14 protein-coding genes are annotated in these 20,365 nt (G+C 67.0%); 10 read left to right on the top strand and 4 right to left on the bottom strand.

All coding sequences use genetic code 11. The annotated features are described in order from the left end of the window. Nucleotides 1-3: 3 nt before the first annotated feature. The gene (gene glnE, locus ACEN9P_RS12350) at nucleotides 4-2,766 is read right to left on the bottom strand and encodes a bifunctional [glutamate--ammonia ligase]-adenylyl-L-tyrosine phosphorylase/[glutamate--ammonia-ligase] adenylyltransferase (RefSeq protein ID WP_495619402.1); all 2,763 of its coding nucleotides are present in this window, start codon (nucleotides 2,764-2,766) and stop codon (nucleotides 4-6) included. Nucleotides 2,767-2,839: 73 nt separating this feature from the next. Between glnE and ACEN9P_RS12355 the strand changes: the two genes are divergently transcribed. Genes ACEN9P_RS12355 through ACEN9P_RS12370 form a run of 4 tightly spaced genes read left to right on the top strand, consistent with a single transcriptional unit; the run spans nucleotide 2,840 to nucleotide 10,615 of the window. Beyond that, nucleotides 2,840-7,084: a YhdP family protein gene (locus ACEN9P_RS12355; RefSeq protein ID WP_495619403.1), complete on the top strand. Its 4,245-nt coding sequence runs from the start codon at nucleotides 2,840-2,842 to the stop codon at nucleotides 7,082-7,084. Nucleotides 7,085-7,086: 2 nt separating this feature from the next. After that, nucleotides 7,087-7,893, top strand: a complete 807-nt coding sequence (locus ACEN9P_RS12360; protein WP_495619404.1) for a carbon-nitrogen hydrolase family protein — start codon at nucleotides 7,087-7,089, stop codon at nucleotides 7,891-7,893. 13 nt (nucleotides 7,894-7,906) lie between these two features. Further along, nucleotides 7,907-9,979 (top strand): two-component system sensor histidine kinase NtrB, encoded by a 2,073-nt coding sequence (locus ACEN9P_RS12365; protein ID WP_477662100.1) that lies wholly within the window; start codon nucleotides 7,907-7,909, stop codon nucleotides 9,977-9,979. Nucleotides 9,980-9,988: 9 nt separating this feature from the next. Further along, entirely contained in the window at nucleotides 9,989-10,615 is a 627-nt protein-coding gene (locus ACEN9P_RS12370; RefSeq protein WP_007870111.1) for a response regulator transcription factor, read from the top strand. Between the two features lie 15 nt (nucleotides 10,616-10,630). Here the strand turns inward: ACEN9P_RS12370 and ACEN9P_RS12375 are convergent, their stop codons facing one another. Then, the gene (locus ACEN9P_RS12375; RefSeq protein WP_477662099.1) at nucleotides 10,631-10,774 is read right to left on the bottom strand and encodes a hypothetical protein; all 144 of its coding nucleotides are present in this window, start codon (nucleotides 10,772-10,774) and stop codon (nucleotides 10,631-10,633) included. Here ACEN9P_RS12375 and mltA point away from each other — a divergent pair. Together mltA and ACEN9P_RS12385 are read left to right on the top strand one after the other, a co-directional pair. Next, the gene (gene mltA, locus ACEN9P_RS12380) at nucleotides 10,722-11,969 is read left to right on the top strand and encodes a murein transglycosylase A (protein ID WP_477662098.1); all 1,248 of its coding nucleotides are present in this window, start codon (nucleotides 10,722-10,724) and stop codon (nucleotides 11,967-11,969) included. The two genes, ACEN9P_RS12375 and mltA, sit on opposite strands and share 53 nt — an antisense overlap. 18 nt (nucleotides 11,970-11,987) lie before the next feature. Further along, on the top strand, nucleotides 11,988-12,314 hold the full coding sequence (locus ACEN9P_RS12385; protein ID WP_495619405.1) for a hypothetical protein: 327 nt from the start codon (nucleotides 11,988-11,990) through the stop codon (nucleotides 12,312-12,314). Between the two features lie 8 nt (nucleotides 12,315-12,322). On the opposite strand, the gene ACEN9P_RS12390 is transcribed toward ACEN9P_RS12385, so the two are convergent. Continuing rightward, nucleotides 12,323-12,967 (bottom strand): hypothetical protein, encoded by a 645-nt coding sequence (locus ACEN9P_RS12390; protein WP_495619406.1) that lies wholly within the window; start codon nucleotides 12,965-12,967, stop codon nucleotides 12,323-12,325. Nucleotides 12,968-13,102: 135 nt separating this feature from the next. On the opposite strand from ACEN9P_RS12390, the gene ACEN9P_RS12395 reads away from it, so the two are divergent. Beyond that, nucleotides 13,103-13,528: a hypothetical protein gene (locus ACEN9P_RS12395; RefSeq protein ID WP_495619407.1), complete on the top strand. Its 426-nt coding sequence runs from the start codon at nucleotides 13,103-13,105 to the stop codon at nucleotides 13,526-13,528. A 62-nt stretch (nucleotides 13,529-13,590) separates the two neighbouring features. On the opposite strand, the gene ACEN9P_RS12400 is transcribed toward ACEN9P_RS12395, so the two are convergent. Further along, nucleotides 13,591-14,064: an Lrp/AsnC family transcriptional regulator gene (locus ACEN9P_RS12400; RefSeq protein WP_007870093.1), complete on the bottom strand. Its 474-nt coding sequence runs from the start codon at nucleotides 14,062-14,064 to the stop codon at nucleotides 13,591-13,593. Between the two features lie 183 nt (nucleotides 14,065-14,247). Between ACEN9P_RS12400 and ACEN9P_RS12405 the strand changes: the two genes are divergently transcribed. The 3 genes from ACEN9P_RS12405 (at nucleotide 14,248) to secD (ending at nucleotide 20,351) form a co-directional block, all read left to right on the top strand. Next, nucleotides 14,248-17,814, top strand: coding sequence for an indolepyruvate ferredoxin oxidoreductase family protein (locus ACEN9P_RS12405; RefSeq protein ID WP_495619408.1), 3,567 nt, complete (start codon nucleotides 14,248-14,250; stop codon nucleotides 17,812-17,814). Between the two features lie 209 nt (nucleotides 17,815-18,023). Further along, a complete protein-coding gene (gene yajC / locus ACEN9P_RS12410; RefSeq protein ID WP_036839126.1) occupies nucleotides 18,024-18,365 on the top strand; it encodes a preprotein translocase subunit YajC in 342 nt (113 codons plus the stop codon). A gap of 108 nt (nucleotides 18,366-18,473) precedes the next feature. Further along, nucleotides 18,474-20,351, top strand: coding sequence for a protein translocase subunit SecD (gene secD, locus ACEN9P_RS12415; protein ID WP_495619409.1), 1,878 nt, complete (start codon nucleotides 18,474-18,476; stop codon nucleotides 20,349-20,351). Nucleotides 20,352-20,365 lie beyond the last annotated feature (14 nt).

Here is a 20,365-nt window from a genome sequence, read left to right on the forward strand (position 1 = left end):
AAATCAATCGTTTGATTTGAAGGTGGATATCCACAACTGCCGGATGGCGTCGCACTCGGCCTGCAGTGCCGGCGGGCTGACCTGGGTCGGCTCCTCGTTGAGGCGCGCGCGGTGCTGCACGCGCCGCAGTTCGCGGTAGGCGGCGGCCGCGCGCTGGCCCACGCCGGGCGGCAGCAGGCCGGCGGCCTCGGCGCGCTGCAGCAGGGAGATGTTGCCCACGTTGGCGATCAGCTCCGGGTGCCGCGCGGATTCGGACAGCACCAGGAATTGCACGGCGAACTCGGCGTCCACCATGCCGCCGGGGCTGTGTTTCACGTCGAATTTGTCGCCCCGCACCGGGCGCGCGCTGCGCACCTTCTCGCGCATGGCGACGATTTCCCCGCGCAGCGCCGCGGTGTCGCGCGGGGCGGTGATGACGGTCTCGCGCACCTGGTCAAAGCGCTGGCGCAGCGAATCGCCGCCGAGCACGCAGCGCGCGCGCGTCATGGCCTGGTGTTCCCAGGTCCAGGCGGTGTTGCTGCCGCGCTGCTGCTGGTAGCGGGTGTAGGCCTCGAAGCTGGTGACCAGCAGGCCCGAATTGCCGTTGGGGCGCAGGGCCGTGTCGATCTCGAACAGGTCGCCTTCGCCGGTCTTGATGGTCAGCCAGTTGATCAGCTTGCGCACAAAGGCCGCATAGACCTCGGGCGCGCGTTCGTCCTCGTCCTCGTAGACGAAGACGATGTCCAGGTCGCTGCCGTAGCCGAGCTCCTTGCCGCCCAGCTTGCCGTAGGCAATGATGGCGAACTGCGGCGTTTCGCGGTGGCGGTTTTTCAGGCGCTGCCAGCACCAGCGCGCGGTGATGTCCAGAATCGCCTCGGCCAGCGCGCTCAGGTCGTCGGCCACCTGCTCGACCGTGAGCACGCCTTCGAGGTCGCGCGCCAGCGTACGAAAGACCTCGGCATGGTGGGCGCGGCGCAGCAGGTTCAGGCAGGTTTCCTCGTCGTCCTCGCCGGTGCTGCGCAGAGCCGCCAGCCGCTGCTCAACGTCGCGGGCGAAAGCCGCGCCGTCAAAGCGTTCCTTGAGCAGCTCATCGCTGGCCAACTCGTCAATCACGCCGGGGTGCTGCAGCAGGTAGCGCGCGGGCCATTTGGCCGCGCCCAGCAGGCGCAGCAGGCGTTCATGCACGGCCGGACGTTCCAGCAGCAGCGCCAGGTAGCTTTCGCGCCTGAGCAGGGGTTCTATCCAGTCGATGATGCGCACCGCGGCTTCTTCCGTCACCGTGCCCTCGGCCAGCCAGGCGGCGGTGCGCTGCACCAGCCGCGTCAGGCGCGCGCGCGAATCCTCGCGCAGGCCCAGCACGCGGGGATGCTGGCGCCACAGCGCCAGGCGGGCGCGGAACTGTTCGGGCCATTGTTCCGAGAGCTGCTCCAGCAGGTCGTCAAGCTGCTGCGGCGCGGCCTTAGCCTTGCCGCCGCAGCCCTTGCAGTCGGCCTTGCCGCCCAGCAGCTTGTCGAACTCGCCGGCCACCAGTTCGCGGTGCGCGTCGAGCTCGCTGAGAAAGGGGCAGCAGTTGCCGTAGCCCAGTGTTTCCGCGATCCAGGCCAGGTCGTCGTCGCGTGTGGGCAGCACGTGGGTCTGCTGGTCGTCCAGGTACTGGATGCGGTGCTCTACCCGGCGCAGGAAATCGTAGGCCCGCGCCAGCGCGTCGGCCGTTTCCTGCGGCATCAGGCCCGCGCGGGCCACGCGCTGCAGGGCGTCCACCGTGGGGCGGGTGCGCAGCTCCGGAAACTGCCCGCCGCGCACCACCTGCAGCAGCTGCACGGTGAATTCGATTTCGCGTATACCGCCGCGCGACATCTTGACGTCGTTGGCGCGTTCGGGATGGCCGGCGCAACGTTTGGCCGCATGCTCGCGAATCTGCCGGTGCAGGGTGCGCAGCGCGTCGAACACGTTGTAGTCGAGGTAGCGCCTGAACACAAAGGGCAGCACCGGGCCGCGCAGCGCCTGCGCGGCGCCGCTTTGCACGCACGCCAGCGGTGCCACCACACGGCTCTTGAGCCAGGCAAAACGCTCCCATTCGCGGCCCTGCGCCTGGAAATATTCCTCCAGCGCGCTGAGCGAGACGGCGGCGGGGCCGGAATTGCCGTTGGGCCTGAGCGCCAGGTCCACCCGGAAAACAAAGCCGTGCTCGGTGGCGTCGCCGATCAGGCTGAAGACGGCCTTGACCTGGTGCGCGAAGTATTCGTGGTTCGAGATCTGCCCGCGGCCGTCGCTGCGCCCGGCGGTTTCGCCGTGGTGGTCGTAGACATAGATCAGGTCGATGTCGCTGGAGACATTGAGTTCGCGCGCGCCCAGCTTGCCCATGCCGACCACCCACATCCGGGCGCGCTCCCCACCGGGGGCTTGCGGCGCGCCGTGCTGGGCGTCTAGCATGCGCGCCGACTCCCGCATGGCCACATCGAGCGCCAGTTCCGCCAGCTCGGTCATGGCGCAGGTCACGACTTTCAGCGGCGCCTGGTCTTCGCTGGCGCCGTCGCAATCGAGCACCACCAGCCTTTCCATCACGAGCTGGCGCAGCACCCGCAGCGCGGCGCCGGTTTCCAGCCCCTGCGCCAGCAGGGCATCCAGGGCGGTCTGCATGCTTGCCCGAACTGGTGCGCCGGGGGGTAGCAGCGGGAGCCATTCGGCGTAGCGGCGGCGCACGCGCTGGACAAAGCGGGAATAACCTGACGCGGCCGGCCCGGCGGCGGAGGGAGAGTCAGGGCTGGCGGTCAGGGCAACGGTCATCACACTACTTCACAAAACTTCATGGTCCCCCGCCGGGCGGATAAGCGCCCCGGCGGTCATAATTCTCTGGTCAATGGAGCCAACGATTCCCAGCCTGTCCACCCTGCCGCCGCGCCGCCTGCACTGGCTTGCCTTGATCCTGCGCATCCTGTTGTGGCTTGTCGCCGCGGCCTGGCTGCTCTTTGGCCTGAGCTGGTTCGTGCTGCATGGCTGGATTGTGCCGCGAATCGGCGAATTCCGTCCGCGCCTGGAAATAGAGGCCAGCAAGGCCTTGGGGGTGCCTGTGCGCATAGGCGGCATCACCGCGCATTCCCAGGGCATGATCCCTTCCTTCGAGTTGAGCGACGTCACCTTGCTGGACGCGCAGGGCCGCGAAGCCCTGAGGCTGCCGCGCGTGCTGGGCGCCCTGTCGCCTTCCTCGATCTGGGGGCTGGGCTTTGAGCAGATCTACATCGACAAGCCCGAATTGGACATACGCCGCGCCGCGGACGGGAAAATCTATGTGGGCGGGCTGGACGTCTCGCAGGACCGGGCCGGCGGCCAGAGCGCCGCGGCCGACTGGTTTTTTTCGCAAACCGAATTCGCCATACGCGGCGGCACCGTGCGCTGGACCGACGAATTGCAGCGGGCGCCGCCGCTGGCGCTCACGCAGGTCGATTGGGTCATGCGCAACGCGCGTCGCCGCCACCTCTTGCGCCTGGACGCCACGCCGCCCCCCGAATGGGGCGACCGCTTCACCGTCAGGGGCATATTCCGCCAATCCCTGCTGTCCGGCAGCGCCGGCGACTTCGACGCCTGGACCGGGCAGCTGTTTGCCGAATTCGTCCGTGTGGACGCGTCGCGCATCCGCCAATACCTGAACATGGACACACTGGGCGTGGAGCTGGCGCGCGGCAACGGCGCGCTGCGCGCCTGGGCCGACGTGAGCAAGGGCCGCATCACCGGCGGCACCGCCGACGTGGCGTTGCAGGACGTGGATGCGCGCTTCGGCGCCAAGCTCCAGCCGCTGGCCTTCGAATCCGTCGCGGGGCGCATAGGCGGTGGCCAGCGCGCCAACGGCTTTGACTTCAGCACCGAGGGCCTGCGCTTTCGCACCCGTGACGGCCTGCAGTGGCCGGGCGGCAATGTGGCCCTGGCGCACACCGGCGACGAGGCCGGCGTGCCGCAGCACACCGAGCTCAAGGCCGACAAGCTCGACCTGGCCGCGCTCGCGCAGATTGCCAACCGCCTGCCGCTCGATGCCGCCACGCACGGTTTCATCGCCTCCTTCGCGCCCAAGGGGCTGGTCGAGACCGTCGAGGCGCGCTGGCAAGGGCCCATCGCCGCGCCCAGCACCTATGCCGCGAAAGGCCGGGTGGCCGGCCTGAGTGTTGCGGCGCTGCCGGCACCCCAGCCGCCGGCGGCGGCCGCTCCCGCACCCGCTGCGCCGCATGCCGCGGTGCATCCCAAGACCGGCAGGCCGGGCATCAGCGGCGCCGCGATTGACTTTGACCTCACCCACGAAGGCGGGCAGGCCAAGGTCAAGATCGCCAACGGCGCGCTCGACCTGCCCGGCGTTTTTGAGGATTCCCTGGTGCCCTTCGACCAGCTGGCTGTCGAGGCCCAATGGAAGTTCTCGGGCCGCAAAATCGAGGCGCAGCTGCGCAACCTGCAGTTCGCCAATGCCGACGCGCAGGGCCAGGCGCAGGCCAGCTGGCGCACGGAGGACGTGGCCGGCCCGGCGCCCGCCGCGGGCGCGCCCGACCTGCGTTTTCCCGGCGTGCTCGACCTGCAGGGCAGCCTGAGCCGGGGCGACGGCGCGCGGGTGCACCGCTACTTGCCGCTGGTGTTGCCCGAGCAGGTTCGCCACTACGTGCGCGACGCGGTGGTGCAGGGCCAGGTCAGCGACGTGAAGTTCAAGGTCAAGGGCCCGCTCGAGCACCTGCCCTTCACCAACCCGGCGCAGGGGGATTTCCGGGTGTCCGCCAAAATTCACGGCGGCCACTTCGCCTATGTACCCAAAACCATACAGCCGGCCGGCACGGCGCCCTGGCCGGCCCTGGCCGAGCTGGGCGGCGAACTGGTCTTCGATCGCGCCTCGCTGGAAGTGAATGGCGCCAGCGGCAAGGTCGCCGGCCTGCCGGGCCTGCAGCTGGCCAAGGGCGAGGCGCGTATTCCGGACCTGACCCATGATTCGACGGTCCACGTGAATGTCGAACTCAAGGGGGCGCTGGCCGACGCGCTGGGCTTCGTCAACCAGTCGCCGGTGGGCAGCATGACCGGCCACGCGCTGGCCGGGGCCAAGGCCGGCGGCACGGGCGACTACCGCTTTCGCCTGGAGCTGCCCATTCATTCGATCGACAAATCGCGCGTCGAAGGCACGGTCACCCTGCCCGGCAATGACGTGCAGTTCGCGGCGGCCGTGCCCATGCTGGCAAAACTCAAGGGCGTGGTGAACGTCAGCGAAAAGGGTTTCTCCGTCGCTGGCGGCCAGGCCAAACTGCTAGGCGGCGATGTACGCTTTGACGGCGGCCTGAGTTCGCAGCCGCGTGCCACGGGCAGCGCCGAGACGGAAACCGTCGCGACCTTCAAGGCGCAAGGCAGCGTGAGCGCCGAAGGCATGCGCCAGGCCAGGGAGCTGGGCCCGCTGGCGCGCATGGCGCAAAACGCCAGCGGCAGCACGGCCTACACCGCGACGCTCGGGTTTCGCCGCGGCGTGCCGGAGCTGGCGATTTCCAGCAACCTGCAGGGCATGGCGCTGAACCTGCCCGCGCCCTTGAACAAAACTGCCGACGCGATGCTGCCGCTGCGCTTTGAAAATGCCTTGCTGCAGGCTTCCATGGGCCCCGGGCAAAAACTTGAAGACCAGCTGTCGGTCTCGATAGGGCGCACGGCCTCGGTGGTCTACGTACGCGACCTGAGCGGCAGCGAGCCGCGCGTGATTCGCGGCGGCATCGCCGTGGGCCTGGAGCCCGGCGAAGCCGCGCCCATGCAGGAGACCGGCGTGGCGGCCAACATCAACCTGGCCCATGTGGACCTCGACGCCTGGCAGAGGCTGCTGGGCGACTCCACGGTCGGCGGAACCTTGCAGGCGGCCCCGCCGGCGGCGTCCGCGGCGCTCAACCGCTCGGCCGCGAACGCCGCCATGAGCTACCTGCCGACCACCATGGCCATACGCGCCCGCGAACTGGTGGTGGAAGGGCGCAAGCTCAACAACGTGGTGGTGGGCGGCTCGCGCGAAGGCTTCACCTGGCGCGCCAACATCGACGCCAGCGAGCTCAATGGTTATGTTGAATTCCGCCAGCCCGGCGGCTTGGGCGCCGGGCGCGTCTATGCGCGGCTCTCGCGCCTGAGCCTGGAACCCGGCGCGGCCAACGAGGTGGAAGCCATCCTGAACGAGCAGCCGGCCAGCATCCCGGCCCTGGACATCGTCGTGGAAGACCTGGAACTGCGCGGCAAGAAACTGGGACGGGTCGAGATCGACGCCGTCAACCGCGGGGCCTCCAGCGCGGCGCGCGACGGCGTGCGCGAATGGCGGCTGAACAAACTCAACGTGATCCTCCCCGAGGCCGTGCTGACGGCCAACGGCAACTGGGTGGCCCTGAACGCGCAGGCCGTCGCTGCCGCGGGCGGCAACCGCGCCGCGCGTGCGGCCGCCGAACGCCGCCGCACGGTGATGAATTTCAAGCTCGAAGTCGCCGACTCGGGAGCCCTGCTCAAGCGTTTCGGCATGGGCGAGGTGATTCGCCGCGGCAAGGGCAAGCTCGAAGGCCAGGTGGCCTGGGTGGGCTCGCCGCTGAGCTTTGACTATCCGTCCATGAGCGGGCAATTCAACGTCAATGTCGAATCGGGGCAGTTCGTCAAGGCCGACCCCGGCATCGCCAAGTTGCTGGGCGTGCTGAGCCTGCAATCCCTGCCGCGCCGGCTGGCGCTGGATTTCCGCGACGTTTTCTCCGAAGGCTTCGCCTTCGACTTCGTGCGCGGCGACGTCAACATCAACCAGGGCGTGGCCTATACCAACAACCTGCAGATGCGCGGCGTCAATGCCGCCGTGCTCATGGAGGGCTCGGCCGACATCGCCAGGGAGACGCAGGACATCAAGGTCGTGGTGGTGCCCGAGATCAACGCCGGCACGGCTTCGCTGATCGCCACCGCCATCAACCCGGCCATAGGGCTGGGCAGCTTCCTGGCGCAGATGTTTTTGCGCCGGCCCCTGATACAGGCGGCCACCCAGGAGTTCCACATCGACGGCACCTGGTCCGACCCCCGGGTCACCAAGCTGGACCGCAAGGCCCAGGCCGACAGCAAGCCCAGCCAGGCTTCCACGGAGACGCGCTGACCATGAAAGTAGCCGCTATTCAAATGGTGTCGGGCACCCGCATCGAGGACAACCTCGAGGTGGCGCGCCAGTTGCTCGGGCAAGCCGCGGCGCAGGGCGCCGAACTCGCGGTGCTTCCCGAGTACTTCTGCATCATGGGCCGCAAGGACACCGACAAGCTGCAGTTCCAGGAGTCTCCGGGGCAGGGGCCCATCCAGGATTTCCTGGGCCGCTCGGCGCGCGAACTGGGACTCTGGATCGTGGGTGGCACCCTGCCCATGGCCACGGAGGATCCTGCCCGCGCGCGCAACTGCTCGCTGGCCTACGCGCCTTCGGGGGAAAGCGCGGCCCGCTACGACAAGATCCACCTGTTTCGCTTCGCCCAGGGCCAGGAAGACTACGACGAAAGGCGCGTGCTGGAACCCGGCGCGCAGCCCGTGCGTTTCGAGCTTGCGTCGCGCGACGGCCATGTCTACACCATAGGCATGAGCGTCTGCTACGACCTGCGCTTTCCCGAGCTGTACCGCGCCTTGCAGGCCGACGTGCTGCTGGTGCCCAGCGCCTTCACCTACACCACCGGCCAGGCGCACTGGGAAGTCCTGCTGCGCGCGCGGGCCATCGAAAACCAGGCCTATGTGCTGGCGGCGGCCCAAGGCGGTGTCCATGAAAACGGGCGCCATACCTGGGGCCACACCATGGCCGTCGATCCCTGGGGGCAGATCCTCGCCGAGCGCGAGGAGGGCGCGGGGGTGGTGATGGCCGAAGTCCAGGCCGCCAACCTGCGCGGCGTGCGCGAGCGCCTGCCGGCCTTGGGCCACCGCGTCCTGTGAGGAGCCGCAGGGCGTGAAGTTTGCGCGCATCAACGTGAGCCGGGCCAGCCGGCGATGGGCGCTGTGGGGCCTGCTGGTGGCGCTGGTCGTCGCCTTGCTGGGCATCCTGGTGTGGCTGGCGGGGCGCTATGAATCCAGCATGGTGCAAAGCCGGCTCGAGCACGACGCCGCTGAAACCGTCACCGACATCCGCTCGGGCCTCACGCGCAACATCCAGACTTTCCAGGCGCTGCAGTCCGGCGAGCGCACCCCCGGGGCCTGGCATGCGCCGGCCGCCGAAGTGCTGCGCGAGCACCGCGAGATCATGCGGCTCGAATGGCGCAGCGAGTCGCTGGACGTGCTGGCCTTTGTCGAGACTCCCTACCGCACTTCGGTGTTCGAGCGGCTGGGCAGGGCCAGCATGCAGGCCGACGTGGCCCTGACCTGCACCACGGCCCGGCGCCTGAGCGGCTCGGCCTATTCCACCAGCTATTTCATGCCGCAGCCCGACGGCCTGGGCCTGGAGGTGCTGGACATGTGCCTGCCCATCGTGGTGGGCGGCCGCCTCGCGGGCTACACCGTGGCCACCTATTCGCTGCAGGACATTCTGGGCGAGCTGGTGGGCCGGCAGCTGGCGCGCGGCGTCGGCCTGTCCTTCACCGAGGCCGACGGCACGCGGCTGGCGCTGCACGGCGTACCCTCGCGTGGCAACCGCATCTACATCGCGCAGCAGCTGCTGGACCTGCCGGGCAACACGCTGGTCGTGCGCATGGAGAGCCGGCTGGGCACGCCGGCCCTGTTTCCCAACGTGCTGACCGCGCTGGTGACCGCCATGTCGCTGGCGCTGATGGCGGTGCTCTTCCTGCTGGCCAGGGACATGCGGCGCAGGCTCAAGGTCGAACACGACCTGGGCGAGGCGCTGGCCTTTCGCAAGGCCATGGAGGACTCGGTGCTCACCGGGCTGCGCGCGCGCGACCTGCAGGGCCGCATCACCTATGTGAATCCGGCTTTTTGCAAGATGGTGGGCGTGGAAGCCAAGGATTTGCTGAACCAGAGTTTTCCCTCGCCCTACTGGCCGCCGGAGCTCGCCGGTGTCTACCAGCAGCGCCAGGAAATCCGGCTGGCGGGCAGCAACCTGCCGCGCGAAGGCCATGAGTCGGTGTTCATGCGGCGCGACGGCACGCGCTTTCCGGTGCTGATCATGGAGGCCCCGCTGATCAACGCCGTGGGCAAGCACACCGGCTGGATGAGCGCCATCCTGGACGTGAGCGAGCAGCGCCGCGTCGAGGAGCTCTCGCGCGCCAGCCAGGACCGCCTGCAGGCCACGGCCAGGCTGGCCATGGTCGGTGAAATGGCCTCGCTGCTGAGCCACGAACTGAACCAGCCGCTGGCGGCGATTTCGAGTTACGCCACCGGATCGCTCAACCTGCTGCAGGAGGAAACCGGCGCGGCTGCCCCGACGCCGGCCCCGCTGTCCGAAGACCTGCAGTTGGCCATGCGCCGCATCGCCGAGCAGGCCGAGCGCGCCGGCAAGGTCATCAAGAGCGTGCACGACTTCGTGCGCCGGCGCGACCAGGTGCGCGAGGCGGTCCAGCCGCGCGCGCTGCTCGACGCCATCATGCCGCTGGTGAGCCTGCAAGCCCGCAAGCTCGGCGTGCGCGTCGTCATCGAGGTCGATGAAGCCTGCGAGCCCGTGTTGTGCGACCGCACCATGGTCGAGCAGGTGCTGCTCAACCTCTCGCGCAACGGCATGCAGGCCATGCAGGCCCTGGCCGAAGGCGCGCAGCCGGCCGGCGGCGCGGCGCAGGCCGAAAAGGTGCTGACCCTGCGCATACGCCCGGCCGCTTCCAACGCGCACAGCCGCTGGGTCGAGTTCGCGGTGATCGATCGCGGCGAGGGCATTGCCGGGGACGTCGCGGAGCGGCTGTTCACGCCCTTTTTCACTACCAAGGAAGAAGGCATGGGCCTGGGACTCAGCCTGTGCCGCACCGTGATAGAACAGCACGGCGGTTTCCTCGGATTTGAAGCCGCCGAGCCGCAGGGTACGATTTTCAGTTTCACCCTGCCCGCGGCGCCGCCCCGGGACGGCGATCCACCGCAAGCCTGAAGGACAGCCATGGAACCGATTCACAATGCCACGGTCTACATCGTCGACGACGACGCCAGCGTGCGCGACGCACTGGCCTGGCTGCTGCGTTCGCGCCGCCTGTTGAGCGAGACCTTCGACAGTGCCGAGGCCTTTGACGCCCGGGTGTCCAAGGGCTTCGAGGTGCGCTCGCCCTCCTGCCTGCTGCTGGATGTGCGCATGGCCGGCCTGAGCGGCCTGGCCATGTTTGAAAAACTGATCGGCTATGGCTTGCTGCCGACCTTGCCGGTGATTTTTCTCACGGGCCATGCCGACGTCCCCACCGCCGTCGACGCCGTCAAGCGCGGGGCCTTTGATTTTTGCGAAAAACCGTTTTCGGACAATGCGCTGGTGGACCGCATCGAGCAGGCGCTCAAACATTCCGCCGCGGCGCTGGCGCAGCACAGCGAGTCCACCGGTCTGCAGTCCCGCATCGACGGCCTCACCGACCGCGAGCGCGACGTGATGCGGCTGGTCGTGGGCGGCCTGCCCAACAAGCTGGTCGCGGACCAGCTGGATATCAGCGTGCGTACCGTGGAAGTCCACCGCGCGCGGGTGTTTGACAAAATGGGTGTCAAATCGGCGGTGGAGCTCGCCAACCTGCTGCGCAACCTGTAGTGCCGCAGGCCGGATTTAATCCTTGCGGGGCTGTGCGGCGGGCGCCGGCGGTTCCGGCTCCTTCAGTTCGCCGTTCTTGCGGCCTGAAAACATCGTCCACCACACAATGAACACCAGCAGCAGCAATGCCCCCAGGGCTTCCAGCAAAAGTAAGGCCATGACATTTCCTTGGATTCCGTCGATACGCGCCAGGCATGAAAGGCGTCCCATGCGCTCCATGCGGATGGGGACGATTATCGCCATCGCGGCTTTGCTGGCCTCCTGCGCCAGCCCGCCGCTGCCGCCTTCATCGGTACCGGGAGAGCCCACCGCAGCCGGCAGCCGCCCCGGCGATTCCGGCCCCTTGCCCGCGCCCATGCTGCAGGGCAAAAGCCGCTGGGTCGCGGTGCGCTGGGCCGAACTGCCGGGCTTTGAGGAGGACGCGCTGTTCGAGGGTTGGAACGCCTGGCTCAAGAGCTGCGAGCGGCCGGGCCCGGTGTTTGCGCCCCTGTGCGCCGAGGTCAGGCGCCTGAGCATCGCCTCGGCCGAAGCGCAGCGCAACTGGATGGTGAGCCGGCTGCAGCCCTACCGGGTCGAGAACCTGCAGGGCGCGGCCGACGGGCTGCTGACCAGTTATTACGAACCCGTGCTCAAGGCCAGCCGCCAGGCCGGCGCCGGCTACGAAGTGCCGCTGTACCGCCCGCCGGCCTCGCTGGCCAGCCGCAAGCCCTGGTACTCGCGCCAGGAAATCGACACCCTGCCCGAAGCCAGGGCGGCGCTGCGCGGCCGCGAGATCGCTTGGCTGGCCGACCCGGTCGAGGCCATGTCGCTGCACATCCAGGGCTCGGGCCGGCTCAGCCTGACCGAGGCCGACGGCTCGCAGCGCATGGTGCGCGTGGCCTATGCCGGCTCCAACGAGCAGCCCTTTCGCAGCGTCACCCAATGGCTGCTGGACCAGGGCGAAGGCCGCATGACGGCACCCTGGGTCGAATCCACCAAGGCCTGGGCCGCGAGAAACCCGCCGCAGCGCGTGCAGCAGATGCTCTGGAGCAACCCGCGCTACACCTTTTTCCAGGAGCAGCCCCTGAGCGAGCTCGACGCCGCATTCGGCCCCAAGGGCGCGCAGGGCGTGGCGCTCACGCCGGGTCGCTCCATCGCGGTCGATCCGGGCAGCATTCCCTACGGCACGCCCGTGTGGCTGGCCTCGCGCGGCGGGGCCGGCAGCCTGCAAAAACTGGTGCTGGCCCAGGACACCGGCAGCGCCATCGTGGGCGCGGTGCGGGCCGACTATTTCGCCGGCACCGGGCCCGAGGCCGGCCAGCTCGCCGCGCGCATGAACCAGCCGTTGCGGCTGTGGGTGCTCTGGCCCCGCTGAACCCTCCAGGAGCCATCAATGAACAAGCCATGGAACATCTGTGCGGCGCTGCTGGCCGCGGCGGCATTGGGCGGCTGCGCCGGCGGCAACTGGCAGGCCGACGGCCCGCTGTACCGCTGCGAGCACGGCATAACGTTCCGCGTCAAATTCATCGACGACACCGCGCTGCTGGAAGGACCCGGCGGCCAGGACCTGCTGCAGCGCGATGCCGGCGGCGAGGGACCGCGGCAGACGGTGTACAGCAACCCGCGCATGCGCGCCGAATTCGGCCTGGGCGCCAGCGGACGCGAGGCGGTGCTGCGTTATCCCCTGCTGCCTCTCGTCGCGCGCTGCGTGCGCGACTGAATTCTTTTCTAACGTACGGAGAGGCGGACTTCGACCCGCATTCCGTCCCGCCGGGTGGATTGCCGGCTGTCGGCGATGCCGCTGCTGTTGCCGGCGCTCGCGTCGTCGGACTCCGCCACGGTGACCCATTCCCCGAGGCGCACGCTCAGCGACGTGCTGGTGGACGATGAGGACAAGGGCGCCATCGGCGACGAGCCGGTGCGGCTGGCCTGCCCCGCGGCCAGTTCCAGCTCCACGCTGTCGCCGCCATACCAGAGCGGTCGGGCCGAAAAACCGCTGTTGGCATCGATGAACACGGTGGCGGCCTGGCGTCCCTGCACCAGCCGCAGCGGCTGGCTGTTGCCCAGGTTGATGTTGGCGGGGCGGCCGTTGAGCACCAGCACACGCTGCACCAGATCGCGCGTGTCGCTGCGTTGGTTGTCCTGGGCCGTGATGTGGGCATTGGCGCCCGAGCGGCCCGGCTGCAGCACGATCCCGCCCTGCGCGCCCAGGGCACTTTGCGAGCGCAGGCTGCTGCCGGCTTGCCGCACTTCGATCTGCAGGTTGCGCATGGGCAGCGCCTCGGGGCCGGCCGGCTGCGCCATCAGGCTGCCTGGTGCCAGCATGAAGGTCATCAGGAACAGCGCGCAAATGGCATTGCGGAATTTCGTCATGGCGGGCTCCGGGGTGGCAAAGAGGAAAAACGAAAAGGGCGGCCTCACGGGGAGATAAAGTACCCGCTTGCGTCAAGGCAAGCTAACATCGTACTGAAGTCAGCCGGGCAATTGCCGTTTCACGCCATAGAGGCCATGAGCGCCGCGCCCAAACCTGTGTTCCCCATGAGCCCGAAAACAAAAGTCATCGCCTGGATTTTTGGCATTGTTGCCGCGTATGCCGCCAGCGTCGGCATCGGTGCCTATCGCATCGTTTCCTCGGAAATGTTTCCGCCGGCCAAAAAAGGCGTGGCGGCGTATCTGGTTGCCACGAACTCAAATGAAGCCAATAAGCCTGTCTACTTTAAGTGGTGGTCTTCCTGGTATTTCAAAAATAGCGCCTCGGACGGGCTGGCCCAGTTTTTACTTTGCACTTCCTCGGCAAATTGCCACTCCGTCGTCGCCTATATGGATTTGGGCAAATGGCGAATCAACGTTGACGGCAATATGATCAATACCGACAAGTGGGTAATCCTGCCCGACGGCAGAATGGTGAATGGCGAGAAACCGTCCCGGAAATAAAGCCCTGGGCGATCTCCAGCCATACAAGCACCTCACTTTTGCAAGCACTTGCCCGCGTGCATCTAGGCTAAATGCCCCAGCGGCAGCGCGCTGCTGGCCTTGACCTCCCCCAGTGAAAAACTGGTGTGCAGGTCCTTCACATTGGGCAGGTTGATCAGGTTCTGCAGCGCAAACTTGCTGAAGGCCTCCAGGTCCTGCGCCACCACCTGCAGTTCAAACGTGCCGGTGCCGCTGATGTAGTGGCAGGACACAATTTCCGGCAGCTTTTTGATGGCCTCCTCCAGCTGGCGCGTGGCGTCGCCGCTGTTGCGGTCGGCGTCCAGCCGCACAAAAGCCAGCACGCCCAACCCTATCTTGTGGCGATTGATCTCGGCCCGGTAGCCGGTGATGAAACCGCTTTCTTCCAGCGCCCGCACGCGCCGCCAGCAGGGCGCGGCTGACAGGCCCACGCGCGAAGCCAGTTCGGTGTTGGTCAGCCGCGCGTCGCGCTGCAACTCATTCAGGATGGCGATGTCAAACTTGTCTAATGTTTCCATATTTGCCATTTTGCAGCAAGATTCTTTCTGAAAGTGGGCTAAATAGGGCAAACAAAGCAAAGACATATCAGGGCCGGCGGCATACACTTTGCATGCATATAGAGGGCCCGCCCTAAGCGGGCGGCGGCCCTTTTGCAGCTGCCCACAAGGCGGTATCAAAAACAGTCCTGGAGACCCACGAACATGAACGCGCCCCTACCTGAACACATCCGCAAGGCCCTGGAAACCGTCACGCTTGACGATAAATATTCTTTAGGGCACGGCCGCGCTTTCATGAGCGGCGTGCAGGCGCTGGTCCGCCTGCCCATGCTGCAGCGCACGCGCGATGCCATGGCGGGCCTGAACACGGCGGGTTTTGTCAGCGGCTACCGCGGCTCGCCGCTGGGCGGCTACGACCAGGCGCTGTGGGCCGCCAAAAAGCACCTGGCCGCGCAGAACATCGTGTTCCAGCCCGGCGTCAACGAGGAACTGGGCGCCACCGCCGTCTGGGGCACCCAGCAGCTGGACCTGTACCCGCAAAGCAAAAAATTCGACGGCGTGTTCGGCATCTGGTACGGCAAGGGCCCGGGCGTGGACCGCTGCTCGGACGTCTTCAAGCACGCCAACATGGCGGGCACCGCCAAACACGGCGGCGTGATCGCGATTGCCGGTGACGACCATGTCTCCAAGAGTTCCACCGCCGCCCACCAGAGCGACCACATCTTCAAGGCCTGCGGCCTGCCGGTGTTCTTCCCGTCCAATGTGCAGGACATCCTGGACATGGGGCTGCATGCCTTTGCCATGAGCCGTTTTTCGGGGGTCTGGTCGGGCATGAAAACCATCCAGGAAGTCGTGGAGTCGTCGAGCTCCATCCTGGTCGACCCCGACCGCGTGAAGATCATCCTGCCCGAAGACTTCGAAATGCCGCCCGGCGGCCTGCACATCCGCTGGCCCGACGCGCCGCTGGAGCAGGAAGCCCGGCTGATGGACTACAAATGGTATGCGGCGCTCGCGTACATCCGCGCCAACAAGCTCAATTACAACGTCATCGCGGGCCCCAAGGACCGTTTCGGCCTGATCGCCAGCGGCAAGGCCTTCAACGACACGCGCCAGGCCCTGGCCGACCTCGGGCTGGATGAGCCCACCTGCCACCAGCTGGGCATACGCCTGCACAAGGTCAACGTGGTCTGGCCGCTGGAGGCGACCATCACGCGCGACTTCGCCGAAGGCCTGCAGGAAATCCTGGTGGTGGAGGAAAAACGCCAGGTCATCGAATACCAGCTCAAGGAAGAGCTCTACAACTGGCGCGCCGACGTGCGGCCCAATGTGCTGGGCAAGTTCGACGAGCCCGAAGGCGACCAGTCCGGCGGTGAATGGGGCCGCTCCAACCCGAGCGACAACTGGCTGCTGCGCGCCAAGGCCGACCTGACGCCGGCCATCATCGCCAAGGCGATCGCCAAGCGCTTGAAAAAACTGGGCGTGCCGGCCGACGTGGTCTCGCGCATGGACGAGCGCCTGGCCGTGATCGAGGCGCGCGAGCGCGCGCTGGCCGAAGCCAAGGCCGACACCGGCGAGCGCGCGCCCTGGTTTTGCAGCGGCTGCCCGCACAACACCAGCACGCGCGTGCCCGAGGGCTCGCGCGCCGTCGCCGGCATAGGCTGCCACTACATGGCGACCTGGATGGACCGCTCCACCTCCACCTTCACGCAGATGGGCGGCGAAGGCGTGACCTGGGTGGGCCAGGCGGCCTTCACGACCGACCAGCACATTTTTGCCAACCTCGGCGACGGCACCTACTTCCACAGCGGGTTGCTGGCGATACGCCAGGCCATCGCCTCGGGCGTGAACATCACCTACAAAATCCTCTACAACGATGCGGTCGCCATGACGGGCGGCCAGCAGGTCGGCGAGCGGCCCGAGGGCCACTCGGTGCTGCAGATCATGCAAAGCCTGCGCGCCGAAGGCGTGGCCAAGCTGGTGATCGTGACCGACGAACCGCAGAAATACGACGGCGCGCCGCTGCTTGAGGGCGTGACCGTGCACCACCGCGACGAGCTGGACCGCATCCAGCGCGAGTTCCGCGAGATCAAGGGCACGACCGCCATCATTTACGACCAGACCTGCGCGACGGAAAAGCGCCGGCGCCGCAAACGCGGCACCCTGGTGGACCCGGAAAAGCGCGTGGTGATCAACGAGCTGGTCTGCGAGGGCTGCGGCGACTGCTCGGTGCAGTCCAACTGCCTGTCGGTCGAGCCGCTGGAAACCGAATTCGGCCGCAAGCGCCGCATCAACCAGAACACCTGCAACAAGGACTATTCCTGCGTGAAGGGCTTCTGCCCCAGCTTCATCACCATCGAGGGCGGGCAGCTGAAGAAACCGAAGAAAGAAAAGAAGGGCGGCGTCTCCGGCCTGCCGCCGGTTCCCGAGCCGGTATTGCCCGTGGCGGAAAACGCCTGGGGCATTGTCGTGGGCGGCGTGGGCGGCACCGGCGTCATCACCATAGGCCAGTTGCTGGGCATGGCGGCCCACATGGAAGGCAAGGGCGTGGTCACGCAGGATGCGGGCGGCCTGGCGCAAAAAGGCGGCGCCACCTGGAGCCACATCCAGATCGCCAACCGCCCCGAGGCGATCTACACCACCAAGGTGGACACCGCCAAGGCCGACCTGGTCATAGGCTGCGACCCGATCGTGGCCGCCAGCAAATACACCCTCACCGTCATGCAGCCGGGCCGCACCTACGTGGCCATGAATTCGCACGGCACGCCGACGGCGGCCTTTGTGAAGAACCCGGGCTGGCAGTTCCCCGGCGGCAATTGCGAAAGCGCCGTAACTTCCGCAGTGGGCGCTGACTTGCTGGGCAGCTTCGATGCCGAGGAGGTGGCGGTGCAGCTGGTGGGCGACTCGATTTACACCAACCCGTTGATGCTGGGCTTTGCCTGGCAAAAGGGACGCGTGCCGCTGTCGCATGCCGCGCTGATGCGGGCCATCGAGCTCAACGGCGTGCAGGTCGACAACAACAAGGCGGCTTTTGAATGGGGCCGTCGCTGCGCGCACGACCTGGCCTCGGTGCGGGCGCTGTTCAAGGCGGCGCAGGTCATCGAATTCGTGAAGAAGCCGGCCCTGGCCGAAATGCTGGCCAAGCGCGTGGACTTCCTCACGGCCTACCAGAACGCCGCCTACGCCCAGGCCTACCAGTCCTTTGTCGAACAGGTGCGGGGTGCCGAGGCGGTGCTGGGCAAAACGACGCTGACCGAAGCCGTGGCGCGCTACCTGTTCAAGCTGATGGCCTACAAGGACGAGTATGAAGTGGCGCGCCTGCACACCGACACGGCCTTCCTGGGCAAGGTCAACGCCATGTTTGAAGGCGACTTCAAGCTGCATTACCACCTGGCGCCGCCCCTGATCGCCGCCAAAAACGACAAGGGCGAGCTGCAGAAGAAGCAATTTGGCCCCTGGATGCTGGGAGCGTTCAAGCTGCTGGCCCGCCTGAAGGGCTTGCGCGGCACGCCGCTGGATGTGTTCGGCCGCACCGAAGAGCGGCGCACCGAGCGCGCCCTGATCGAGGAATACAAGGCCAGCCTTTCGGAAGTGCTGGCGGGGCTGACGGCCGAAAACCATGCCACGGCACTGGAAATCGCCCGGATTCCCGAAATGATCAAGGGTTATGGCCATGTCAAGGTGCGCCATCTGGCCGCCGCGCGGCCGCAGTGGGCCGCCTTGATGCAAGCCTTTCGTAGCCCCGGATCTACCGTCCAGCGGAAAGCGGCCTGAGCCCGCCCGGGCCTTTCCCTCCCGATGAGGGCCGCCGCGGCCATGCCCGCGGCGGCCCTTTGCGCGTAAAGCCGGCTTGAAAAGCCCCTGGCGCGCGCCAGTTACCCCTTGGGGCGCTTGCCCCGCCGCATACAATCGTGGACTCCGTGCACCGTCCGTGCCGGACGGCGCGCGCGCCAGTGTGTTTTTATTATGTTGTGGAGTTAGCCGTGTTCATTTCTTCCGCCTTTGCCCAAACCGCTCCCGCTGCAGCCGCCGGTGGTGACATGATGTCCTCGCTGACGGGCATGCTGCCCCTGGTGCTGATGTTTGTGGTGCTGTATTTCGTCATGATCCGCCCGCAGATGAAGAAGCAAAAAGAGCACCGCGCCATGATCGACGCGCTGGCCAAGGGCGATGAAGTCGCGACGGCCGGCGGCCTGCTCGGCAAGGTGACCAAGCTGGGCGATGCTTACCTGACCCTGGAACTGGCCCCCGGCGTTGAGGTGCAGCTGCAGCGCAGCGCCATCATCCAGGTCCTGCCCAAGGGCGCGATCAGCACGGCCAAGTAAGTCTTCAAGGCCCCGTGAAGCTTCACGGGGCTTTTCGGTATATCGGGGCTGCTGCGGCTTGATGCGGGCGCCCCTTTTGTTCATTTGTCCACCAGGAACAGCCCTCCCATGAATCGTTATCCGGCCTGGAAGTACGCCATCATCGTGGTCGCGCTGCTGATCGCGGCTTTGTATACGCTGCCCAATTTCTTCGGCGAAGCGCCCGCGGTACAGGTATCCAGCAGCAAATCCACCATCAAGGTCGACAGCACGACGCTGGCCAAGGTCGAGCAGGCTCTGAAGGACACCGGCATCGCGGCCGACGCCATCACGCTCGAGGGCAGTTCGATCAAGGCGCGTTTCGGCGACACCGACACGCAGCTCAAGGCCAAGGACGCCATCCAGAAAGCCCTGGCGCCCGACGCGAACGACCCGGCCTACGTGGTCGCGCTCAACCTGCTGTCGCGCTCGCCCGCCTGGCTGACCTCGCTGCACGCTTTCCCGATGTACCTGGGGCTGGACCTGCGCGGCGGCGTCCACTTCATGCTGCAGGTGGACATGCAGGCGGCGCTGACCAAACGCGCCGAGTCCCTGGCCGGCGACATCCGCCTGTCCCTGCGCGAAAAGAACATCCGCCACGGCGGCATCAGCCGCAACGGCCAGGCCATTGAGATCAGGCTGCGCGACTCCGCCACCCTGGCCTCGGCCAAGGGGCTGATCCAGGACCAGTTCGCCGACCTGCAGACTGTCGATGTGCCGGACGGCACGGAGTACAAGCTGACGGCGTCCATCAAGCCCGAAGCCGCGCGCCGCATCCAGGACCAGGCGCTCAAGCAGAACATCGTGACCCTGCACAACCGCATCAACGAGCTGGGCGTTGCCGAGCCGGTGATCCAGCAGCAGGGCATAGACCGCATCGTGGTGCAACTGCCCGGCGTGCAGGACACGGCCAAGGCCAAGGACATCCTGGGCCGCACCGCCACGCTGGAAATGCGCCTGGTGGACGACAGTGCCGAAGCCCGGGCCGCCGCCAGCAATACCGGCGCGGTTCCTTTCGGCGACGAGCGCTTCTTCGAGCGCAACGGCCAGGCGGTGATCGTCAAGAAACAGGTGATCCTGACTGGCGAGAGCCTGACGGACGCGCAGCCCGGCTTTGATTCGCAGAACCAGCAGCCCAAGGTGGACCTCACGGTCGACGCCAAGGGCGGGCGCATCATGCGCGACACCAGCCGCGAGAACCTCAAGAAGCGCATGGCCATTTTGCTGTTCGAAAAAGGCAAGGGCGAGGTGCTGACCGCGCCCGTCATCCAGGGCGAACTCGGCAACCGCTTCCAGATTTCCGGCTCCATGAGCGTGACCGAGGCCAATGACCTGGCGCTGCTGCTGCGCGCCGGCTCGCTGGCCGCGCCCATGGAAATCATCGAGGAGCGCACCATAGGCCCGACCCTGGGCGCCGACAACATCTCCAAGGGCTTTCACAGCGTGTCCTGGGGGTTTGTCGTGATCGTCGCGTTCATGGCGGCCTATTACATGCTGTTTGGCTTGTTCTCCGGCCTGGCCCTGGCCGTCAACCTGCTGCTGCTGGTGGCGGTGCTGTCCATGCTGCAGGCGACCCTGACATTGCCCGGCATGGCGGCCATGGCGCTGGCGCTGGGCATGGCCATCGACTCCAACGTGCTGATCAACGAACGCGTGCGTGAGGAGCTGCGCAACGGGTCGTCGCCGCAGGCGGCCATCCACGCCGGCTACGAACGGGCCTGGGCCACCATCCTGGACTCCAACATCTCGACGCTGATCGCCGGTCTGGCATTGCTGGCCTTCGGCTCAGGCCCGGTGCGCGGCTTTGCGGTGGTGCACTGCATAGGCATTCTGACCAGCATGTTCTCGGCGGTGTTTTTCTCGCGCGGCCTGGTCAACCTCTGGTACGGCCGCCAGAAAAAGCTCAAGTCGGTCTCCATTGGCACCGTGTGGCGGCCCGCCGCCTCCGGCGCCGTGGCGACTAAATAATCCCGGCCTTTTTC

This window comes from Polaromonas sp. Polasp52 (genome assembly GCF_059491565.1).

Excerpts from the sequence above, each read along its gene's own strand:
- glnE (WP_495619402.1), bottom strand. The coding sequence starts at position 2,766 with ATGACCGTTGCCCTGACCGCCAGCCCTGACTCTCCCTCCGCCGCCGGG.
- ACEN9P_RS12355 (WP_495619403.1), top strand. The coding sequence starts at position 2,840 with ATGGAGCCAACGATTCCCAGCCTGTCCACCCTGCCGCCGCGCCGCCTG.
- ACEN9P_RS12360 (WP_495619404.1), top strand. The coding sequence starts at position 7,087 with ATGAAAGTAGCCGCTATTCAAATGGTGTCGGGCACCCGCATCGAGGAC.
- ACEN9P_RS12370 (WP_007870111.1), top strand. The coding sequence starts at position 9,989 with ATGGAACCGATTCACAATGCCACGGTCTACATCGTCGACGACGACGCC.
- mltA (WP_477662098.1), top strand. The coding sequence starts at position 10,722 with ATGAACACCAGCAGCAGCAATGCCCCCAGGGCTTCCAGCAAAAGTAAG.
- ACEN9P_RS12375 (WP_477662099.1), bottom strand. The coding sequence starts at position 10,774 with ATGGCCTTACTTTTGCTGGAAGCCCTGGGGGCATTGCTGCTGCTGGTG.
- ACEN9P_RS12385 (WP_495619405.1), top strand. The coding sequence starts at position 11,988 with ATGAACAAGCCATGGAACATCTGTGCGGCGCTGCTGGCCGCGGCGGCA.
- ACEN9P_RS12390 (WP_495619406.1), bottom strand. The coding sequence starts at position 12,967 with ATGACGAAATTCCGCAATGCCATTTGCGCGCTGTTCCTGATGACCTTC.
- ACEN9P_RS12395 (WP_495619407.1), top strand. The coding sequence starts at position 13,103 with ATGAGCGCCGCGCCCAAACCTGTGTTCCCCATGAGCCCGAAAACAAAA.
- ACEN9P_RS12400 (WP_007870093.1), bottom strand. The coding sequence starts at position 14,064 with ATGGAAACATTAGACAAGTTTGACATCGCCATCCTGAATGAGTTGCAG.
- ACEN9P_RS12405 (WP_495619408.1), top strand. The coding sequence starts at position 14,248 with ATGAACGCGCCCCTACCTGAACACATCCGCAAGGCCCTGGAAACCGTC.
- secD (WP_495619409.1), top strand. The coding sequence starts at position 18,474 with ATGAATCGTTATCCGGCCTGGAAGTACGCCATCATCGTGGTCGCGCTG.